General features: G+C 64.6%; 10 protein-coding genes. 8 read left to right on the top strand and 2 right to left on the bottom strand.

From position 1 onward, the window contains the following. Positions 1-25: 25 nt before the first annotated feature. Entirely contained in the window at positions 26-1,522 is a 1,497-nt protein-coding gene (zwf, locus tag FHW75_RS20325; RefSeq protein ID WP_027608782.1) for a glucose-6-phosphate dehydrogenase, read from the bottom strand. After that, positions 1,519-2,502 carry a phosphogluconate dehydrogenase (NAD(+)-dependent, decarboxylating) gene (gnd, locus tag FHW75_RS20330; protein ID WP_019096705.1) on the bottom strand — a complete coding sequence of 328 codons (984 nt, stop codon included), beginning with the start codon at positions 2,500-2,502 and terminating at the stop codon, positions 1,519-1,521. Before gnd ends, zwf begins: the two co-directional genes overlap by 4 nt. Positions 2,503-2,706: 204 nt before the next feature. Between gnd and FHW75_RS20335 the strand changes: the two genes are divergently transcribed. The 8 genes from FHW75_RS20335 to FHW75_RS20370 all read left to right on the top strand — a co-directional run bounded on the left by FHW75_RS20335 (position 2,707) and on the right by FHW75_RS20370 (position 15,620). Further along, positions 2,707-2,874, top strand: coding sequence for a DUF6026 family protein (locus tag FHW75_RS20335; protein ID WP_019096704.1), 168 nt, complete (start codon positions 2,707-2,709; stop codon positions 2,872-2,874). Positions 2,875-3,438: 564 nt separating this feature from the next. Next, positions 3,439-4,998 (top strand): glycogen synthase GlgA, encoded by a 1,560-nt coding sequence (glgA, locus tag FHW75_RS20340; protein ID WP_019096703.1) that lies wholly within the window; start codon positions 3,439-3,441, stop codon positions 4,996-4,998. 14 nt (positions 4,999-5,012) lie between these two features. Continuing rightward, positions 5,013-6,755, top strand: coding sequence for a malto-oligosyltrehalose trehalohydrolase (gene treZ / locus FHW75_RS20345; protein ID WP_025753437.1), 1,743 nt, complete (start codon positions 5,013-5,015; stop codon positions 6,753-6,755). Further along, on the top strand, positions 6,752-8,821 hold the full coding sequence (gene malQ, locus FHW75_RS20350; protein WP_025753436.1) for a 4-alpha-glucanotransferase: 2,070 nt from the start codon (positions 6,752-6,754) through the stop codon (positions 8,819-8,821). Before treZ ends, malQ begins: the two co-directional genes overlap by 4 nt. Continuing rightward, entirely contained in the window at positions 8,818-11,592 is a 2,775-nt protein-coding gene (locus tag FHW75_RS20355) for a malto-oligosyltrehalose synthase (protein WP_183674412.1), read from the top strand. Before malQ ends, FHW75_RS20355 begins: the two co-directional genes overlap by 4 nt. 17 nt (positions 11,593-11,609) lie before the next feature. Next, positions 11,610-11,891 carry a DUF2934 domain-containing protein gene (locus tag FHW75_RS20360; protein ID WP_371059035.1) on the top strand — a complete coding sequence of 94 codons (282 nt, stop codon included), beginning with the start codon at positions 11,610-11,612 and terminating at the stop codon, positions 11,889-11,891. A gap of 152 nt (positions 11,892-12,043) precedes the next feature. Beyond that, complete coding sequence (glgX, locus tag FHW75_RS20365; RefSeq protein WP_019096701.1) at positions 12,044-14,197, top strand: glycogen debranching protein GlgX; 2,154 nt, start codon at positions 12,044-12,046, stop codon at positions 14,195-14,197. 346 nt (positions 14,198-14,543) lie between these two features. Beyond that, entirely contained in the window at positions 14,544-15,620 is a 1,077-nt protein-coding gene (locus tag FHW75_RS20370; protein WP_019096700.1) for an autotransporter outer membrane beta-barrel domain-containing protein, read from the top strand. The last annotated feature ends 25 nt before the right edge of the window (positions 15,621-15,645 follow it).

Here is a 15,645-nt window from a genome sequence, read left to right on the forward strand (position 1 = left end):
GGCCAGCACAGGCATAACAAGAACCTCACCCCAGCCGATGCCACTCGCGCTTGTCCCGCGCCAGCAGTTCATTGCCAGCCTCGGGCCCATCTTCACCCGCCGGGTACTCATGCACCTCGCCATCCTGCGCCCAGGCATCGAGAAACGGCTGCACCGCGCGCCAACCGTTCTCGATGTTGTCGGCGCGCTGAAACAGGGTCTGATCACCGGTCAGGCAGTCGTAGATCAAGGTCTCGTAGCCGGTCGCCGGGGTCATCTTGAAGAAGTCCTTGTAGGCAAAGCCCAGCTCGACGTTCTCCATCACCAGCTCCGGCCCCGGCCGCTTGGCCTGCAGGTCGAACCACATGCCTTCGTTGGGCTGAATCTGGATTTTCAGGTAGTTGGGCTTGGGGCGCTCCAGCTCCGACTCGCGAAACTGCGCATAGGGCGCGGGCTTGAAGCAGATGGCGATTTCCGTATCGCGCACGCTCATGCGCTTGCCGGTACGCAGGTAGAATGGCACGCCAGCCCAGCGCCAGTTGTCGATCATGACCTTCAGTGCCACGAAGGTTTCGGTCTGGCTGTCGGCAGCGACGTTGGCCTCCTGGCGGTAGCCGGGCAGCGGCTTGCGCCCCTGCTTGCCGGCGACGTACTGGCCGCGCACGGAGTTTTTCAGGGCCATTTTCGCCGACCACGGGCGGATGGCGCCGACCACCTTGGCCTTTTCACTGCGCACGGCATCGGCGCCGAACGCTGCGGGTGGCTCCATGGCTACCATCGCCAGCAACTGGAACAAGTGGTTGGGGACCATGTCGCGCAAGGCCCCGGTGCTGTCGTAGAACGCGCCCCGGGTTTCGACGCCGACGGTTTCCGCAGCGGTGATCTGCACATGGTCGATGTAGTGGTTGTTCCAGAACGATTCGAACAAGCCATTGGAAAAACGGCTGACCAGAATGTTCTGCACCGTTTCTTTGCCCAGGTAATGATCGATGCGGTAAATCTGCCGCTCGCCCATCACCTTCAGCAGGCAGGCGTTGAGCGCCTCGGCGCTGGCCAGGTCGGTGCCGAACGGCTTTTCGACCACCACACGGCGAAAGCCCCCTGCAGACTCGTCGAGCAACCCGGCCTGCCCCAGGCGCTGGGCTACTTCGGGGAAGAAGCGCGGCGAGGTTGCCAGGTAGAAGATCGCATTGCCGTGGCTGGTCTTCTCGATACGCTTGGCGATGGCCTGGTAGGTCGCCGGGTCAAGGAAATCGCCAGTCTGGTAATCCAGGCGCTTGGCCAGGCGGGCCCACAGTTTCTCGTCCAGGCATTTGGCCGTGCCCTTGTCCCGCTCGACCATGAACGCATGCAGGCGCGCGGCAAAATCCTCGGCGCTGGCCGGATTATGGTCGACACCGACAATGCGCAGGTTGCGGTCCAGTAAACCGTCGCGGCTAAGGTTGTAAAGCGCCGGCATCAGCAGGCGCTTGACCAGGTCGCCATTGGCGCCGAACAGAAACAGGGTGCAAGGCGGTGCAGCAGGAATGGTCTGTTTGGTCATTCGGCTTTCTTCTCGACATGGCCACCAAAGCCCAGGCGCATGGCCGAGAGGATCTTGTCACCGTAGGTGCCCTGTTGCTGGCGCGAGCGGAAGCGGGCGAACAGCGCGCTGGACAAAACCGGCACCGGCACTGCCTGTTCCACAGCGGCGTCGATGGTCCAACGGCCCTCGCCACTGTCGGACACCGAGCCGCTGAACTGCGACAGCTGCGGGTCGGCGACCAAGGCATCGGCGGTGAGGTCGAGCAACCACGAAGTGACCACGCTGCCGCGCCGCCACACTTCAGCGATCTCGGCCACGTTCAGGTCGAAGCGCTGTTCTTCGGGCAGCTCGTTGCCGCCTTTGCTGCGCAACAGGTCGAAGCCTTCGGCGTAGGCCTGCATCAGGCCGTATTCGATGCCGTTGTGCACCATTTTCACGTAGTGCCCGGCGCCAGGTGGGCCGGCGTGGATATACCCGTGTTCGGCACGCTGATGCTCACCGCTGCGGCCATGAGTACGCGGGATGTCGCCCACGCCCGGCGCCAACGCCTTGAACAAAGGCTCCAGGCGCTCGAACACGTCCTTTTCACCACCGATCATCATGCAGTAGCCACGGTCCAGGCCCCACACACCGCCGGAGGTGCCCACGTCCAGGTAATGCAGGCCGCGCTTGGCCAGTTCAGCGGCGCGGCGCATGTCGTCCTTGTAGAAGGTGTTGCCGCCGTCGATGATCGCATCGCCCGGCTCCAGCAGTTCGGCCAGTTGGGCGATGGTCTGCTCGGTCGGCTCGCCGGCCGGCAGCATGACCCACACTGCGCGCGGCGCTTTCAGTTTTTGTACCAGCGCACCGAGGTCGTGTGCGCCTTGAGCACCCTCGCCTTCCAGCCCGGTGATGGCCTCTCGGTTGCGGTCGTGTACCACGGTGCGGTGGCCGGCGCGCATCAGGCGCCTTGCGATATTGCCGCCCATGCGGCCCAGCCCGACGATTCCCAGTTGCATGAGCCGATGCTCCCCTTACGAAATGGTTGACGACACAGTCCAGCTTTCCAGATTAGTCCAGCGTACCGCATGAGGGTTCAGCGACGAACGGCGAGACCACGATAAACAAAAAAGTTCCCAAGCCCTGCAAAAGAATTCAGAATGCGCCCCGCGTGAAGCGTCTACGCTTTGACTTGTCACCAGCCAAAACCGCGAGGTGTGCTCATGGGTACCTTGATGCCTGCAACCCCAACCCAGACACTCTATGTCTCCGTGCGCCGTGATGAGCTGCGTAAACTGAAAGACGAATGTGACCAGCTGCGCCAGCAGGTCGCCCAACTGAACCTGCTGCTGGCGCAAGCGCGTACCGACGGCAAGGCCGTCAGCCTCTGATCTTTCCTTCCTCTCAGTGGGGGCTGTAGGGCTCCCACCTGCTGACTCTACTTTTCCAGGTCAGGCCCCTACGCGGGTCACTGGCAAAGACGCAAACACCCTTCCATCGCCCCACTATGGTGCAAGCTGCCATTCCAGCCACAATTTGGCGCACCCGCAAAACGCCTCGGGCAAACCTTTTCACATCCAGCCACATACGCCAACGTTTGCGTCTATTTCGCACCTCACATTAATGACCAGTGGGTCACATTTTTATCGCGTTCTCTCCTACACTCGGTTTTCGGCCCGCCATTTGCTCAAGGGAAGAGTGACGTAAAAAAGTCGAACTTTAAGGAAAGCCGGTAGGTCAGGAATTAAGTAGGCCAAACGGATGGGGCACTCCCAGCCACGGCCCACCCACCCCAACCAGTCCACTCGCCTGCGGCCGGAATGCCGACAGCGCTGTGCCTGCGCGCACGACTCAGGGGCATGGAACGCACTACGCAGATCCGAATTAGAGAGAACTCACACGATATATCGCCACGGGTGCCAGCACCCGGCCAAAGCATAGGGACGGAGAGAAGTATGATCAGTGCCGCTGTCGAGCCTCACGTAGATTCATTCAACCCGGACAACCGCGAGCCGCTAACCCCGGACTTCGCCAAGACAGGCACGGCACCCGGCGCCCAGCGCCAGCACAACCCCAACAAGCGCAAGATCCTGTTCGTGACGTCGGAAATCGCCGACCTGGTGAAAACCGGTGGCTTGGGTGACGTATCTGCCGCCCTGCCCCGCGCCCTGGCGCACCTGCACGATGTGCGGGTGCTGATCCCCGGCTACCGCCAGGTGATGGATAGCGACAACCCCATCCACATCGTCGGTGAACTGGGCGGCCACGCGGCACTGCCGCCGTGCAAGATCGGGCGCATGGACATGGCCGACGGCCTGGTGATCTATGTGCTGATCTGCCCCGAACTGTACCAGCGCGACGGCACGCCCTATGGTGCCAACAATGGCCGCGACTGGCCCGACAACCACATCCGCTTCGCCCGCCTGGGCCTGGCTGCGGCCGAAATCGCCGCAGGCGAAGGCAAGATCCACTGGACACCCGAAGTGGTGCACGCCCATGACTGGCCCGCCGGCCTGGCCCCGGCCTACATGCACTGGCGCGGGCTAAGCACGCCTACCCTGTTCACCATTCACAACCTGGCCTACCAGGGTGTGTACAGCCGGGGATGCAGCCCGGAGCTGGCGATTCCCGACCACGCCATGCAGCAGGAAGGTATGGAGTTCTACGGCAAGCTGTCGTTCCTCAAGGCGGGCCTGGCCTACTCCAGCCACATCACCACGGTCAGCGCCACCTATGCCCGGGAAATCACCACACCCGAATTTGGCTGCGGCCTTGACGGCTTCCTCGCCAGCAAGGCCCAGCAAGGTCTGCTCGGGGGTATTCCCAACGGTATCGATGAAAGCTGGGACTCGGCCACCGACAAGCACCTGCAGCACAACTTCAGCATCAACGACTGGGAAGGCAAGGCGCGTAACGCCCATGAAGTGCGCGAGCTGTTCGGCCTGGAGGATTCTGACGGTCCGCTATTCGCCGTGGTATCGCGGCTGGTCTACCAGAAAGGCCTGGACCTGACTTTGGGCGTGGCCGACTACATCGTCGAGCAAGGCGGGCAGATTGCGATCATCGGCCGAGGCGAGCCCGAAGAGGAACAGGCCATGCGCGAGCTGGCGCTGCGCCACCCGGGCCGCATCGGCGTGCGCATCGGCTTCAACGAAACCGACGCCCGGCGCATGTTCGCCGGCAGCGACTTCTTGCTGATGCCGTCGCGCTACGAGCCGTGTGGCCTCAGCCAGATGTATGCACAGCGCTTCGGCTCGCTGCCGGTGGCGCGCAACACTGGCGGGCTGGCCGACACCATCGAGTGTGGCGTTACCGGCTTCCTGTTCAACGAGTCCACCGTCGAGAGCTACCGCCAGGCACTCAGCCGCGCCTTCTATGTGTACGGCAAGAAGGACCTGCTGAACGCCATGCGCTGCCTGTCGATGACTCAGCCGTTCAACTGGTGCCAGGCGGTGGAACCCTACGCCCGCCTCTACGAGGACCTGGTCAAGCAGGCACAGTTGAGCCATTACTGAGCGAGGGTCAGAAGATGCACAGGCATGGCGCACACTTGCTGGACGCCACGTCGGCGCGCTTCGCCCTCTGGGCACCCGATGCGCGCAGCGTGAGCGTGGAACTGGAGCAGCAGCCGGCCATCGCGCTGCTGCCGGATGAAGATGGCTGGTACACCGGCGTTGCACCGTGTCAGGCCGGTGACCGTTACCACTACCGTATCGACGGCGAACTGCGGGTTGCCGACCCGGCCTCGCGCTACCAGCCTGAAGGGGTACAGGGGCCGAGCCAGGTGGTGGATGTGGCCGGTTACACCTGGCAACACCCGTGGCAAGGTCGCCCCTGGCACGAAGCGGTGATCCAGGAGCTGCATGTCGGCCTGCTCGAGGGTTACACCGGGGTTGCCCGACAGTTGCCACGCTTGGCCGAGCTGGGCATCAGTGCCATTGAGCTGATGCCGCTGGGGCAGTTCCCCGGCGAGCGCAACTGGGGGTACGACGGCGTGCTGCCGTTCGCGCCACAAAACACCTACGGCACCCCCGAGCAGCTGTGTGCACTGGTCGACCAGGCCCACGGCCTGGGGCTGATGGTGCTGGTGGACGTGGTGTACAACCACTTCGGCCCCGACGGCAATTACCTGCACCAGTACGCCAGCCCGTTCTTCCGCGAAGACCGGCAGACGCCCTGGGGCGCCGCCATCGACTTCCGCCGCCCGCAGGTGCGCGAGTACTTCATCCAGAACGCCCTGATGTGGCTGTGCGATTACCGTTGCGATGGCCTGCGCCTGGATGCCGTGCATGCCATCGACCAGCCCGATTTCCTGATCGAGCTGGCGCAACGCGTGCGCGCCGCCGTGGAACCTGGCCGCCAGGTGTGGCTGGTGCTGGAGAACGAGCACAACCAGGCCGGCCTGCTTGAGCAGGGCTTCGACGCCCAGTGGAACGACGACGGCCACAATGCCCTGCATGTGCTGCTGACCGGCGAAACCGAAGGCTACTACGCCGATTACCAGCAACGCCCCATCGACCAGCTGGCGCGCTGCCTGGCCGAAGGCTTCGTGTTCCAGGGCCAGGCCAACCGCCATGGCACGCCACGCGGTGAACCCAGCGGGCACCTGGCGCCCAGTGCCTTTGTGTTGTTCCTGCAGAACCACGACCAGGTCGGCAACCGCGCCTTGGGCGAACGCCTGACCCGCCTGTGCCCGCCGCCGGCCTTGCGGGCGGCCACTGGCCTGCTGCTGTTGGCACCGATGATCCCGCTGCTGTTCATGGGCGATGACGATGGCAGCTGCCGGCCGTTCCTGTTTTTCACCGACTTTCATGATCAGCTGGCTGACGCCGTGCGCGAAGGCCGGCGCGGCGAATTCGCTCACTTCAACGCGTTCGCCGACCCCGAGCAACGCGCACGCATTCCCGACCCCAACGCCGAACAGACCTTCGAAGCGTCACGCCCGCAAAACAAGGAAGTGATCGCCGGCTGGCACGGCCTGTACCAGCAACTGCTCGACCTGCGCCACCGCCATGTCATCCCGCACCTGCCCGGTAGCCGTTCACTGGGCACCGAGGTGCACGGCGAAAAGGCGCTGACCGCACGCTGGCGCCTGGGCGATGGCAACACCCTGCGTATTGACCTGAACCTGGGCGACACACCGCAGTCCATCGAATTACCCGCAGCGTCCACTCGGCTGTTCGACAGCAGCGACACCCGACACCCCGATAGCCAACTGGCGGCCTACAGCTGTGTGGTCAGCCTGCTTCCCCCTGATCTGGAGCGTCCATGAGCGAAACCGCCCTGCACCGCTTGGCAAACCGCGTCGGGCTGAGCCGCGACTGGGTCGACGCCAACGCCCGGCCCCAGCGCGTCAGTGATGAAGTGCTGCGCAATATTCTGGAAGGCCTGGGCCACCCCGCCGCCGATGACACCGCGATTGCCGCCAGCCTGCGCGCTGTGGAGGCAGCAGAAGACAGCGAGCACCTGCCACCACTGCTGACCGCCGACCTTGGCCAGCCACTGGCGCTGGCACGCTACTTCAGTGCGGCCAGCGTCGCGCACTGCACCCTGGAAGACCACACCTCGCGTACCCTCAGCCTCGACGATCAGGCGCGCCTGCCCGGCGAGCTACCCATCGGCTACCACCACGTTGAAATCGACAGCCGCCGCTTCACCGTGGCCGTGGCACCGCCGCGCTGTCACAGCCTGGAAGACAAGGTGCCGCAACCCCCGCCGCGCTGCTGGGGCCTGGCCGTGCAGCTGTACAGCCTGCGCCGCCCCGGCGACGGCGGCTACGGCGATTGCCTGGCCCTGGAACAATTGGCCCGGTCCGCTGCCGAACGCGGCGCCGATGCCTTGGCCATCAGCCCGATCCACGCCCTGTCGGCCATCGACCAGGAGCACTACAGCCCCTACTCGCCCTCCAGCCGCCTGCTGCTCAACACCCTGTACGCCAGCCCCGCTGCGCTGCTGGGTGAACGGGAGGTGCGCATGGCCATCGAAGCCTGCGGCCTGGAGCAGCAACTGGAAGAGCTGGAACAACGCTCACTGGTCGATTGGCCACGCGCCGCCAGCGCCCGACTGCGCCTGCTCGAAGCGCTGTACCAAGGCTTTAGCCAGGGCAACCATCCACTGCGCGCGGATTTCGACAGCTTCCGCGAAGCCGGCGGCCAGGCGCTTGAGCACCACTGCCGCTTCGAGGTACTGCAAGCACAGGCGGTAGAGCATGGCCTGGGCGCCGACTGGCGCAACTGGCCCAAGGCCTGGCACGACCCGTACCACCCTGAAGTTGAAGCCTTTGCCAACGCCTACCCGGCCAAGGTCGAGTTCCATGCCTTTTGCCAATGGCTGACCGAACGGGGCCTGCAGCGAGCGCAGGAAGCCGCCCGCAGCAACGGCATGAGCGTTGGCCTGATCGCCGACCTGGCCGTGGGTGCCGACGGTGCCGGCAGCCAGGCCTGGAGCCGCCAGGACGAACTGCTGGCGGGCCTCAAGGTGGGTGCGCCGCCCGACATCCTCAACCGCGCCGGGCAGGACTGGGGCATCTGCGCGTTCTCGCCCGAAGGCCTCAAGCGCAATGGCTACCGCGCCTTCATCGAAATGCTGCGGGCCAACCTCGCCCACGCGGGCGGGCTGCGCATCGACCATGTGATGGGCCTGCGCCGGCTGTGGCTGATCCCACAGGGCGCCAAGCCCAGTGAAGGTGCCTACCTCAATTACCCACTGGACGACCTGCTGCGCCTGCTGGCGCTGGAGTCGGTGCGCCACCAGGCGATCATTCTCGGCGAAGACCTGGGCACCGTGCCCGATGGCCTGCGCGAAACCCTGGCAGAGAAAGCCGTGCTGGGCATGCGCGTGCTGCCCTTCGAGCAAACCCAGCCCGGCCAGTTCAAGCCGATTCTCGACTGGCCGGAAAACGCGCTGGCCACCACCGGCACACACGACCTGGCGCCCCTGGCCGGCTGGCTGGAAAACCGCGACATCGACTGGAGCCACCGCTTGCAGCTGATCGATGCCGCCACCGAATTGCACTGGCGCCACGACCGCCAGAAAGAGCACGACGGCCTGCGCCGCACCCTGGAAGCCAACTACGGTGCGTTGAAGGACAACGACGCGCTGATCGATGCCGCCATCCGCTACGTCGGCCATACCCGCGCACCACTGGTGCTGGTGCCTTTGGAAGACCTCCTCGGCTGTGACGAGCAGCCCAACCTGCCGGGCACCACCGCCGGGCATCCCAACTGGCGCCGGCGCTTCGCCTTGCCAGTGCGCGATCTGCTCGATGACGAAGATGCCGCACGCCGCCTGGAATTGCTGGCCCAAGCCCGCGAACAGGCCTGGGAGCGTGACCAATGAAGCCGCTGACCGCGACCCTGCGCCTGCAATTTCACAGCGACTTCACCCTTGACCATGCCGTGCCGCTGGTGCCGTACTTCGCCCAGTTGGGCATCAGCCACCTGTATGCATCGCCCATCCTCAAAGCCCGTGCTGGCTCGCGCCATGGCTACGACGTGGTCGACCCGACCTGCGTCAACCCCGAGCTGGGCGGCGAGGCGGCACTGGAGCGGCTGGTCGCCGCGCTGCGCCAGCATGGCATGGGGCTGATCCTCGACACGGTGTCCAACCACATGGCTGTGGGCGGCGCCGACAACCCCTGGTGGCAGAGCGTGCTGGCCTGGGGCCGGCGCAGCCCGTATGCAGAATTCTTCGACATCCAGTGGCATTCCAGCGACCCGCTGCTGGCCGGGCAACTGCTGCTGCCGTTCCTGGGCAGCGACTATGGCGTGGCCTTGAAGCATGGCGAGATACCGCTGGAATTCGACAAGCATCACGGCCTGCTGCAAGTGGCGCATTACGAGCACCGCTTCCCGATCTGCCCAGTCGACTATGGCTGGATCCTGGCGCTCAGCCCGGAGCCGGCCCTGAAAGCCCTGGCCGAGCACTTCACCGCCTTGAGCGACTCGGCCACGCCGCTTGCCGATGCCCTCCCGCTGCAAGCCGAGCTGGCCCGCCTGGCACGCGAGGGCGCCGACTTCGACTCGACCCTGCTGGCGTTCGACAGCCGCAGCGAGGCCGGCTTCAAGCGCCTGCACCTGCTGCTGGAGCGCCAGACCTACCGCCTGGCCAGCTGGCGCACCGCCGCCGACGACATCAACTGGCGGCGCTTTTTCGACATCAACGAGCTGGGCGGGCTGCGGGTGGAGCGCGCGGCGGTGTTCGAGGCCACCCACGCCAAGCTGTTCGAACTGATCGAACGCGGCCTGGTGGACGGCCTGCGCATCGACCATATCGACGGCCTTGCCGACCCACGTGGCTACTGCCGCAAGCTGCGCCGGCGCGTCGATGGCCTGTTGGCACGCCGGCCTTTGCAGGCTGCCCTGGAGCACTTCCCGATCTACGTGGAGAAAATCCTCGGCGCCAACGAACACCTGCACCGCGACTGGCTCACCGACGGCACCACCGGCTACGAGTTCATGAACCAGGTCTCGCTGCTGCAACACGACCCGACCGGCGAAACGCCGCTGACGGAACTGTGGGCCAACGTGACCGAGCGCCCGGACTTCCCTGAAGAAGTGCGTCAGGCGCGCCACCTGGTGCTCAACGCCAGCCTGGCAGGGGACTGCGAATCGGTGGCCCAAGCGCTATTGCAGGTTGCCCGCAACGACCTGATGACCCGCGACCTGACCCTGGGTGCGATTCGCCGGGCCCTGCAGGCACTGGTGGCGCATTACCCGGTGTACCGCACCTACTTCAACGCCTGTGGGCGCCCGGCTGAAGACGAAGGGTTTTTCCAGCAAGCGTTGGCCAATGCCCGGCAGGACCTGGGCGAAGCCGACTGGCCGCTGCTGGAGCAGCTTGAGCAATGGCTGGGCGGGCAAGGCTGGCGGCACCTGCCACCGGGCCGCGCCCGTAAACAGTTGCGTCACGCCTGCGTGCGCTTCCAGCAGCTGACCGCACCCAGTGCTGCCAAAGCCGTGGAGGACACCGCCTTCTACCGCAGTGCCCGGCTGCTGTCGCGCAACGACGTCGGCTTCGAGGCCGAACGTTTCAGCGCCTCGCCCATGCACTTCCACAACGAAGCCCAACGGCGCCTGCGCGACTTCCCCGACAACCTGCTGGCCACCGCCACGCACGACCACAAGCGCGGCGAAGACACCCGCGCACGCCTGGCCGTGCTCAGCGAGCGTGGCCCTTGGCTGGCCAGCCGGGTAGAACATTGGCGCGAGCTGGCCGAACCGCTACGTACGCAGCTGGAAGATGGTCAGGCCCCCAGCCCCGGCGACGAACTGATGTTGCTGCAAACCCTGCTCGGCAGCTGGCCGCTGGACCTCGACCTCCACGATGGCAATGCCCTGCGCCAGTATGCGGAGCGCATTCGCCAGTGGCAGCAGAAAGCCCTGCGCGAAGCCAAGTTGCGCAGCAGCTGGAGCGCCCCGAACGAAGGCTACGAAAGTGCCTGTGCCCGCTACATCGACAGCCTGTTGCTGGACAACGAGAACCAGCAACTGCGCAAATCCGTGGCCGATGCCGCGCAACTGCTGGCCTGCCCCGGCGCCCTCAATGGCCTGGTGCAGGCCTTGCTACGCATGACCACGCCCGGCGTACCCGACCTGTACCAGGGCAACGAATACTGGGACTTCAGCCTGGTCGATCCGGACAACCGCCGCGCCGTGGACTACGCTTGCAGGCGGGCCACTCTGGACGATGCAACGCCCACCACTGAGCTGCTGGCACACTGGCGCGACGGCCGTATCAAGCAGGCCTTGATCGCCCGGCTACTGGACTGCCGCCAGGCCCACGCCGACCTGTTCCGCCGCGGCGCCTACCTGCCGCTGACGGTGCAAGGCCGGCATGCAGACCATGTGATCGCCTTTGCCCGTCTGGGTGAAGGCGAACGCGCCATCGTCGTCGCCCCACGCCTGGCCAGTGGCCTGCTGGGCGGCGCTGCAACCCCGTTGATCCCGGCGCAGAACTGGGACGACACCCGGCTGGTACTGCCGTTTGCCTTGTCGCCTGCCAACTCGACGGGACTTTTCCCCTGTGCGGCGGTCAGCCCTTCTAGGGAGCTGATGTTGAGCGCTGTGCTGGCAGAGTTTCCGGTCAACCTGTTGATACAACAATCTTGAGCATCAGGAGCGTCATGATGAGTGTCGATGAAAAACGTATTCGCGAATTCGCCTACCAGATCTGGGAGTCCGAGGGTAAGCCTGTAGGCGAGGAAGAGCGCCACTGGGACATGGCCCGCAAGCTAGCCGAGGCTGAGGCACTGGCACCGAAGGCGGAGCCGCGCAAGCGGGCGCCGGCCAAGCCCAAGGTAGCAGCTGAGCCCAAAGCGCCTGCCGACCCCAAGGTAGCTGCCCTTCCGGGCGTCAAACCCGCTGCGGCGAAAAAGCCCCGGGCGGCGAAAAAACCGGCTGCCGGTTAAGCCTGCACCGGCCTCCTCGCGGGCTCGCCCGCTCCCACACGTACAGCATCAACCTCCAGCGCTGTGGAGGTACTGTGGGAGCGGGCAAGCCCGCGAAGAGGCCGGCGCAGGACTAAACAATTCCCCTTCCACCAAGGCCCCTGAGGATTGCCATGAGCCCTCGCACCCCAAAGAAAACCCGCTCAGTTGCCCCATCGCGCATCCGCGAAGGCCTGCCCTTCCCCCTTGGCGCCACCTGGGATGGCCTTGGGGTGAATTTCGCCCTGTTCTCGGCCAACGCCACCAAGGTCGAGCTGTGCCTGTTCGACTCCACCGGCGAACAGGAAATCGAGCGCATCGAACTGCCCGAGTACACTGACGAGATCTACCACGGCTACTTGCCCGACGCTCACCCCGGGCTTGTGTATGGCTACCGGGTATACGGCCCCTACGAGCCAGAGAACGGCCACCGCTTCAACCCCAACAAACTGCTGATCGACCCCTACGCCAAGCAGCTGGTCGGCAGCCTGAAATGGTCCGAGGCGCTGTTCGGCTACACCATCGGCCACCCCGACGGCGACCTGTCGTTCGACGAACGCGACAGCGCGCCCTTCGTGCCCAAATGCAAGGTGATCGACCCCGCGTTCACCTGGGGCCGCGACCAGCGCGTGCTCATCCCCTGGGAACGCACCATCATCTACGAAGCGCACACCCGCGGCATCAGCATGCGCCACCCGGCCGTACCGGAAGAGCTACGTGGCACCTTTGCTGGCCTGGCCAATGACGAGTTGCTCAAGCACATCAAGGAACTGGGCGTTTCCAGCATCGAGTTGCTGCCAATCCACGCCTTCGTCAACGACCAGCACCTGCTGGACAAAGGCCTGAACAACTACTGGGGCTACAACAGCATCGCCTTCTTCGCCCCCCACCCGCGCTACCTGGCCAGCGGCAAGATCGCCGAGTTCAAGGAAATGGTCGCGCACCTGCACGACGCCGGGCTGGAGGTGATTCTGGACGTGGTCTACAACCACACCGCCGAAGGTAACGAGCGTGGCCCCACCCTGTCGATGCGCGGCATCGACAACGCCTCGTACTACCGCCTGATGCCGGACGACAAGCGCTACTACATCAACGATTCCGGCACCGGCAACACCCTGGACCTGAGCCACCCCTGCGTGTTGCAACTGGTCACCGACTCGCTGCGCTACTGGGCCGGCGAAATGCATGTGGATGGCTTCCGCTTCGACCTGGCAACCATCCTGGGCCGTTACCGCGAAGGCTACAGCGAGCGCCACGGTTTCCTCGTTGCCTGCCGACAAGACCCGATGCTGAGCCAGGTCAAGCTGATTGCCGAACCTTGGGACTGCGGCCCCGGCGGCTATCAGGTCGGCAACTTTGCTCCGGGCTGGGCCGAATGGAACGACCGCTTCCGCGACACCGTGCGGGCGTTCTGGAAAGGCGACGAAGGCCAGCTGGCCGACTTTGCCTCGCGCATGACCGCCTCGGGCGATATGTTCAACAACCGTGGCCGGCGCCCGTATGCCTCGGTCAACTTCGTCACCGCCCACGATGGTTTCACCCTGCGCGACCTGGTGTCGTACAACCACAAGCACAACGAAGACAACGACGAGAACAATCAGGACGGCACCGACAACAACCTGTCGTGGAACTGCGGCGTGGAAGGGCCAACCGACGACCCGGGCATCAATGCCTTGCGCATGCGCCAGATGCGCAACTACTTCGCCACCTTGCTGCTGGCCCAAGGCACGCCGATGATCGTTGCCGGCGACGAGTTCAGCCGTACCCAGCACGGCAACAACAACGCCTACTGCCAGGACAGCGAGATCGGCTGGGTGAACTGGGACCTGGACCAGGACGGCGAGGAGCTGCTGGCCTTCGTCAAACGCCTCACCCGCCTGCGCCTGGCCTACCCGGTGCTGCGCCGCTCGCGCTTTCTGGTAGGCGACTACAATGAGGCCATCGGGGTCAAGGACGTGACTTGGCTGGCGCCCGATGGCAGCGAAATGAGCGTGGAGCAGTGGGAAGATCCGCACGGGCGTTGCCTGGGCATGCTCATCGACGGCCGTGCGCAGGTCAGCGGTATTGCCCGGCCCGGTGCCGAGGCCACGGTATTGCTGATCGTCAATGCTCACCATGACATCGTGCCGTTCAAGTTGCCGGCAGTGCCCGAGGGCGAATACTGGAGCTGCCTGGTCGATACCGACCGGCCGGAGCTGCGCAAGGGGCAGCACTTGCAGTTCGACAGCACGTTCGAGGTCAAAGGGCGGTCGATGCTGCTGATGGTGTTGCAGCACGAGGAAGACTGAATCACCTGGCAGTGCAGGTGAGCGCTAGCAATCATTCGTCATAGCCGGGGCGCGGCAAATAGCTAACCCGGCTATGCCCTACTTCTTTGCTCAAAAAATCAAGGGCTTGAGCCCAACCACGAAGCGTGAACAGTTCTTTCACGCTTTCTTGACGCAAGCGGCGTCGTCTCCTTAGCTGAAGATTATCTAGCAGTAAAGATCTCGCGCCGGGCCTCTAGCTCGCGCCTTTGTGCGCGCTTGCGAAGGCTGGCGTGCTGGTTTGGGTCGCCCCCTGTTTTTGCCGTACAGCTCGTGACAACAGGCCAGGTCCTCGGGCTGTAACTCTCAAAAACAAAGGAGATCCGCCATGAAATGCACCTCGAACCCCTTGCGCTTCGACAGCATTTTCTACGCGGTTTCCACGTCGCTGCTTCTGGCAACCCCGGTGGAAACGTTCGCGTACGAATTGCAGGGAGACCCCACCTCGCCCGGCTTTTTGCAGCAGGCTGCGGTGCCGCAGCTGTCGCTTGACCCGGTCAGCGCCAGTGGCCTGAGCATCGGCACGCTGAATGCCTTTTCACAGAAGATGAGCGAACGCCACGGGCAGGCGGCACCGGACCTGGTTGCCAGCCAGTGGGCGCAGTTTTTCCCGAGCACCTCGCGCAACGGCGCACAACCCCCGGAGCAGCTTGAGGCGCCCAGCCAGCAACTGATGATCGGCCCGGACCTGTTCGTGCGTGAAACGGCTGCGGGTAATGTGCACCGCGCAGGGATTTTCGTGGGGCACAACAACCTGCAAAGCAGCTTCAACGGCATGCGCCCACTGTTGGGCGACAAGCAGCGCAATGCGGTGAACCTGAGCGGGGAAAGCCTGGGCGTTTACTGGAGCATGACCCATGAACAGGGCTGGCACCTGGACGCCGTGGCCATGGGCTCGCGCATCGATGTGCTGGGGCGTGGCGAAAACGGCCAGCGCGTGGACGACAACGGCCACGCGATGACCTTTTCGGTGGAAGGTGGTTACCCGATTCGCCTGGGCGGCAACTGGGTGATCGAACCCCAGGCACAGTTGATCAACCAACAGTTCTTCCCCGGGAACCAGGTGCAGGAAGAAACCCTGCAGGCCTTTGACAGCCAGCCGAGCTGGAGTGGCCGGGTGGGTGCGAAATTGTCCGGGCGTTACGAAGTGCGCGGCATGCCGATCGAACCCTATGTGCGGACCAACGTGTGGTATGACTTCAGCAATGCCGACGAGGTGAAGCTGGACCAGGTCGACAAGATCTCCAGCTCGCGCTACTCGACCACGGTGGAATTGGGGTTGGGGCTGGTGGCGCGGGTGACGCCTTCGGTGGCCTTGTTTGTGAGTGCAGATTACAGCAGCGATGTGGATGACAATGACCTGAACGGGTTGATTGGTAGCCTTGGGGTGCGGATGCGGTGGTAGGCAGGCCCGGCCCTTTCGCGGGCAT

Origin of the sequence: Pseudomonas sp. OG7 (genome assembly GCF_014192825.1) — a bacterium.
Classification (GTDB): domain Bacteria; phylum Pseudomonadota; class Gammaproteobacteria; order Pseudomonadales; family Pseudomonadaceae; genus Aquipseudomonas; species Aquipseudomonas monteilii.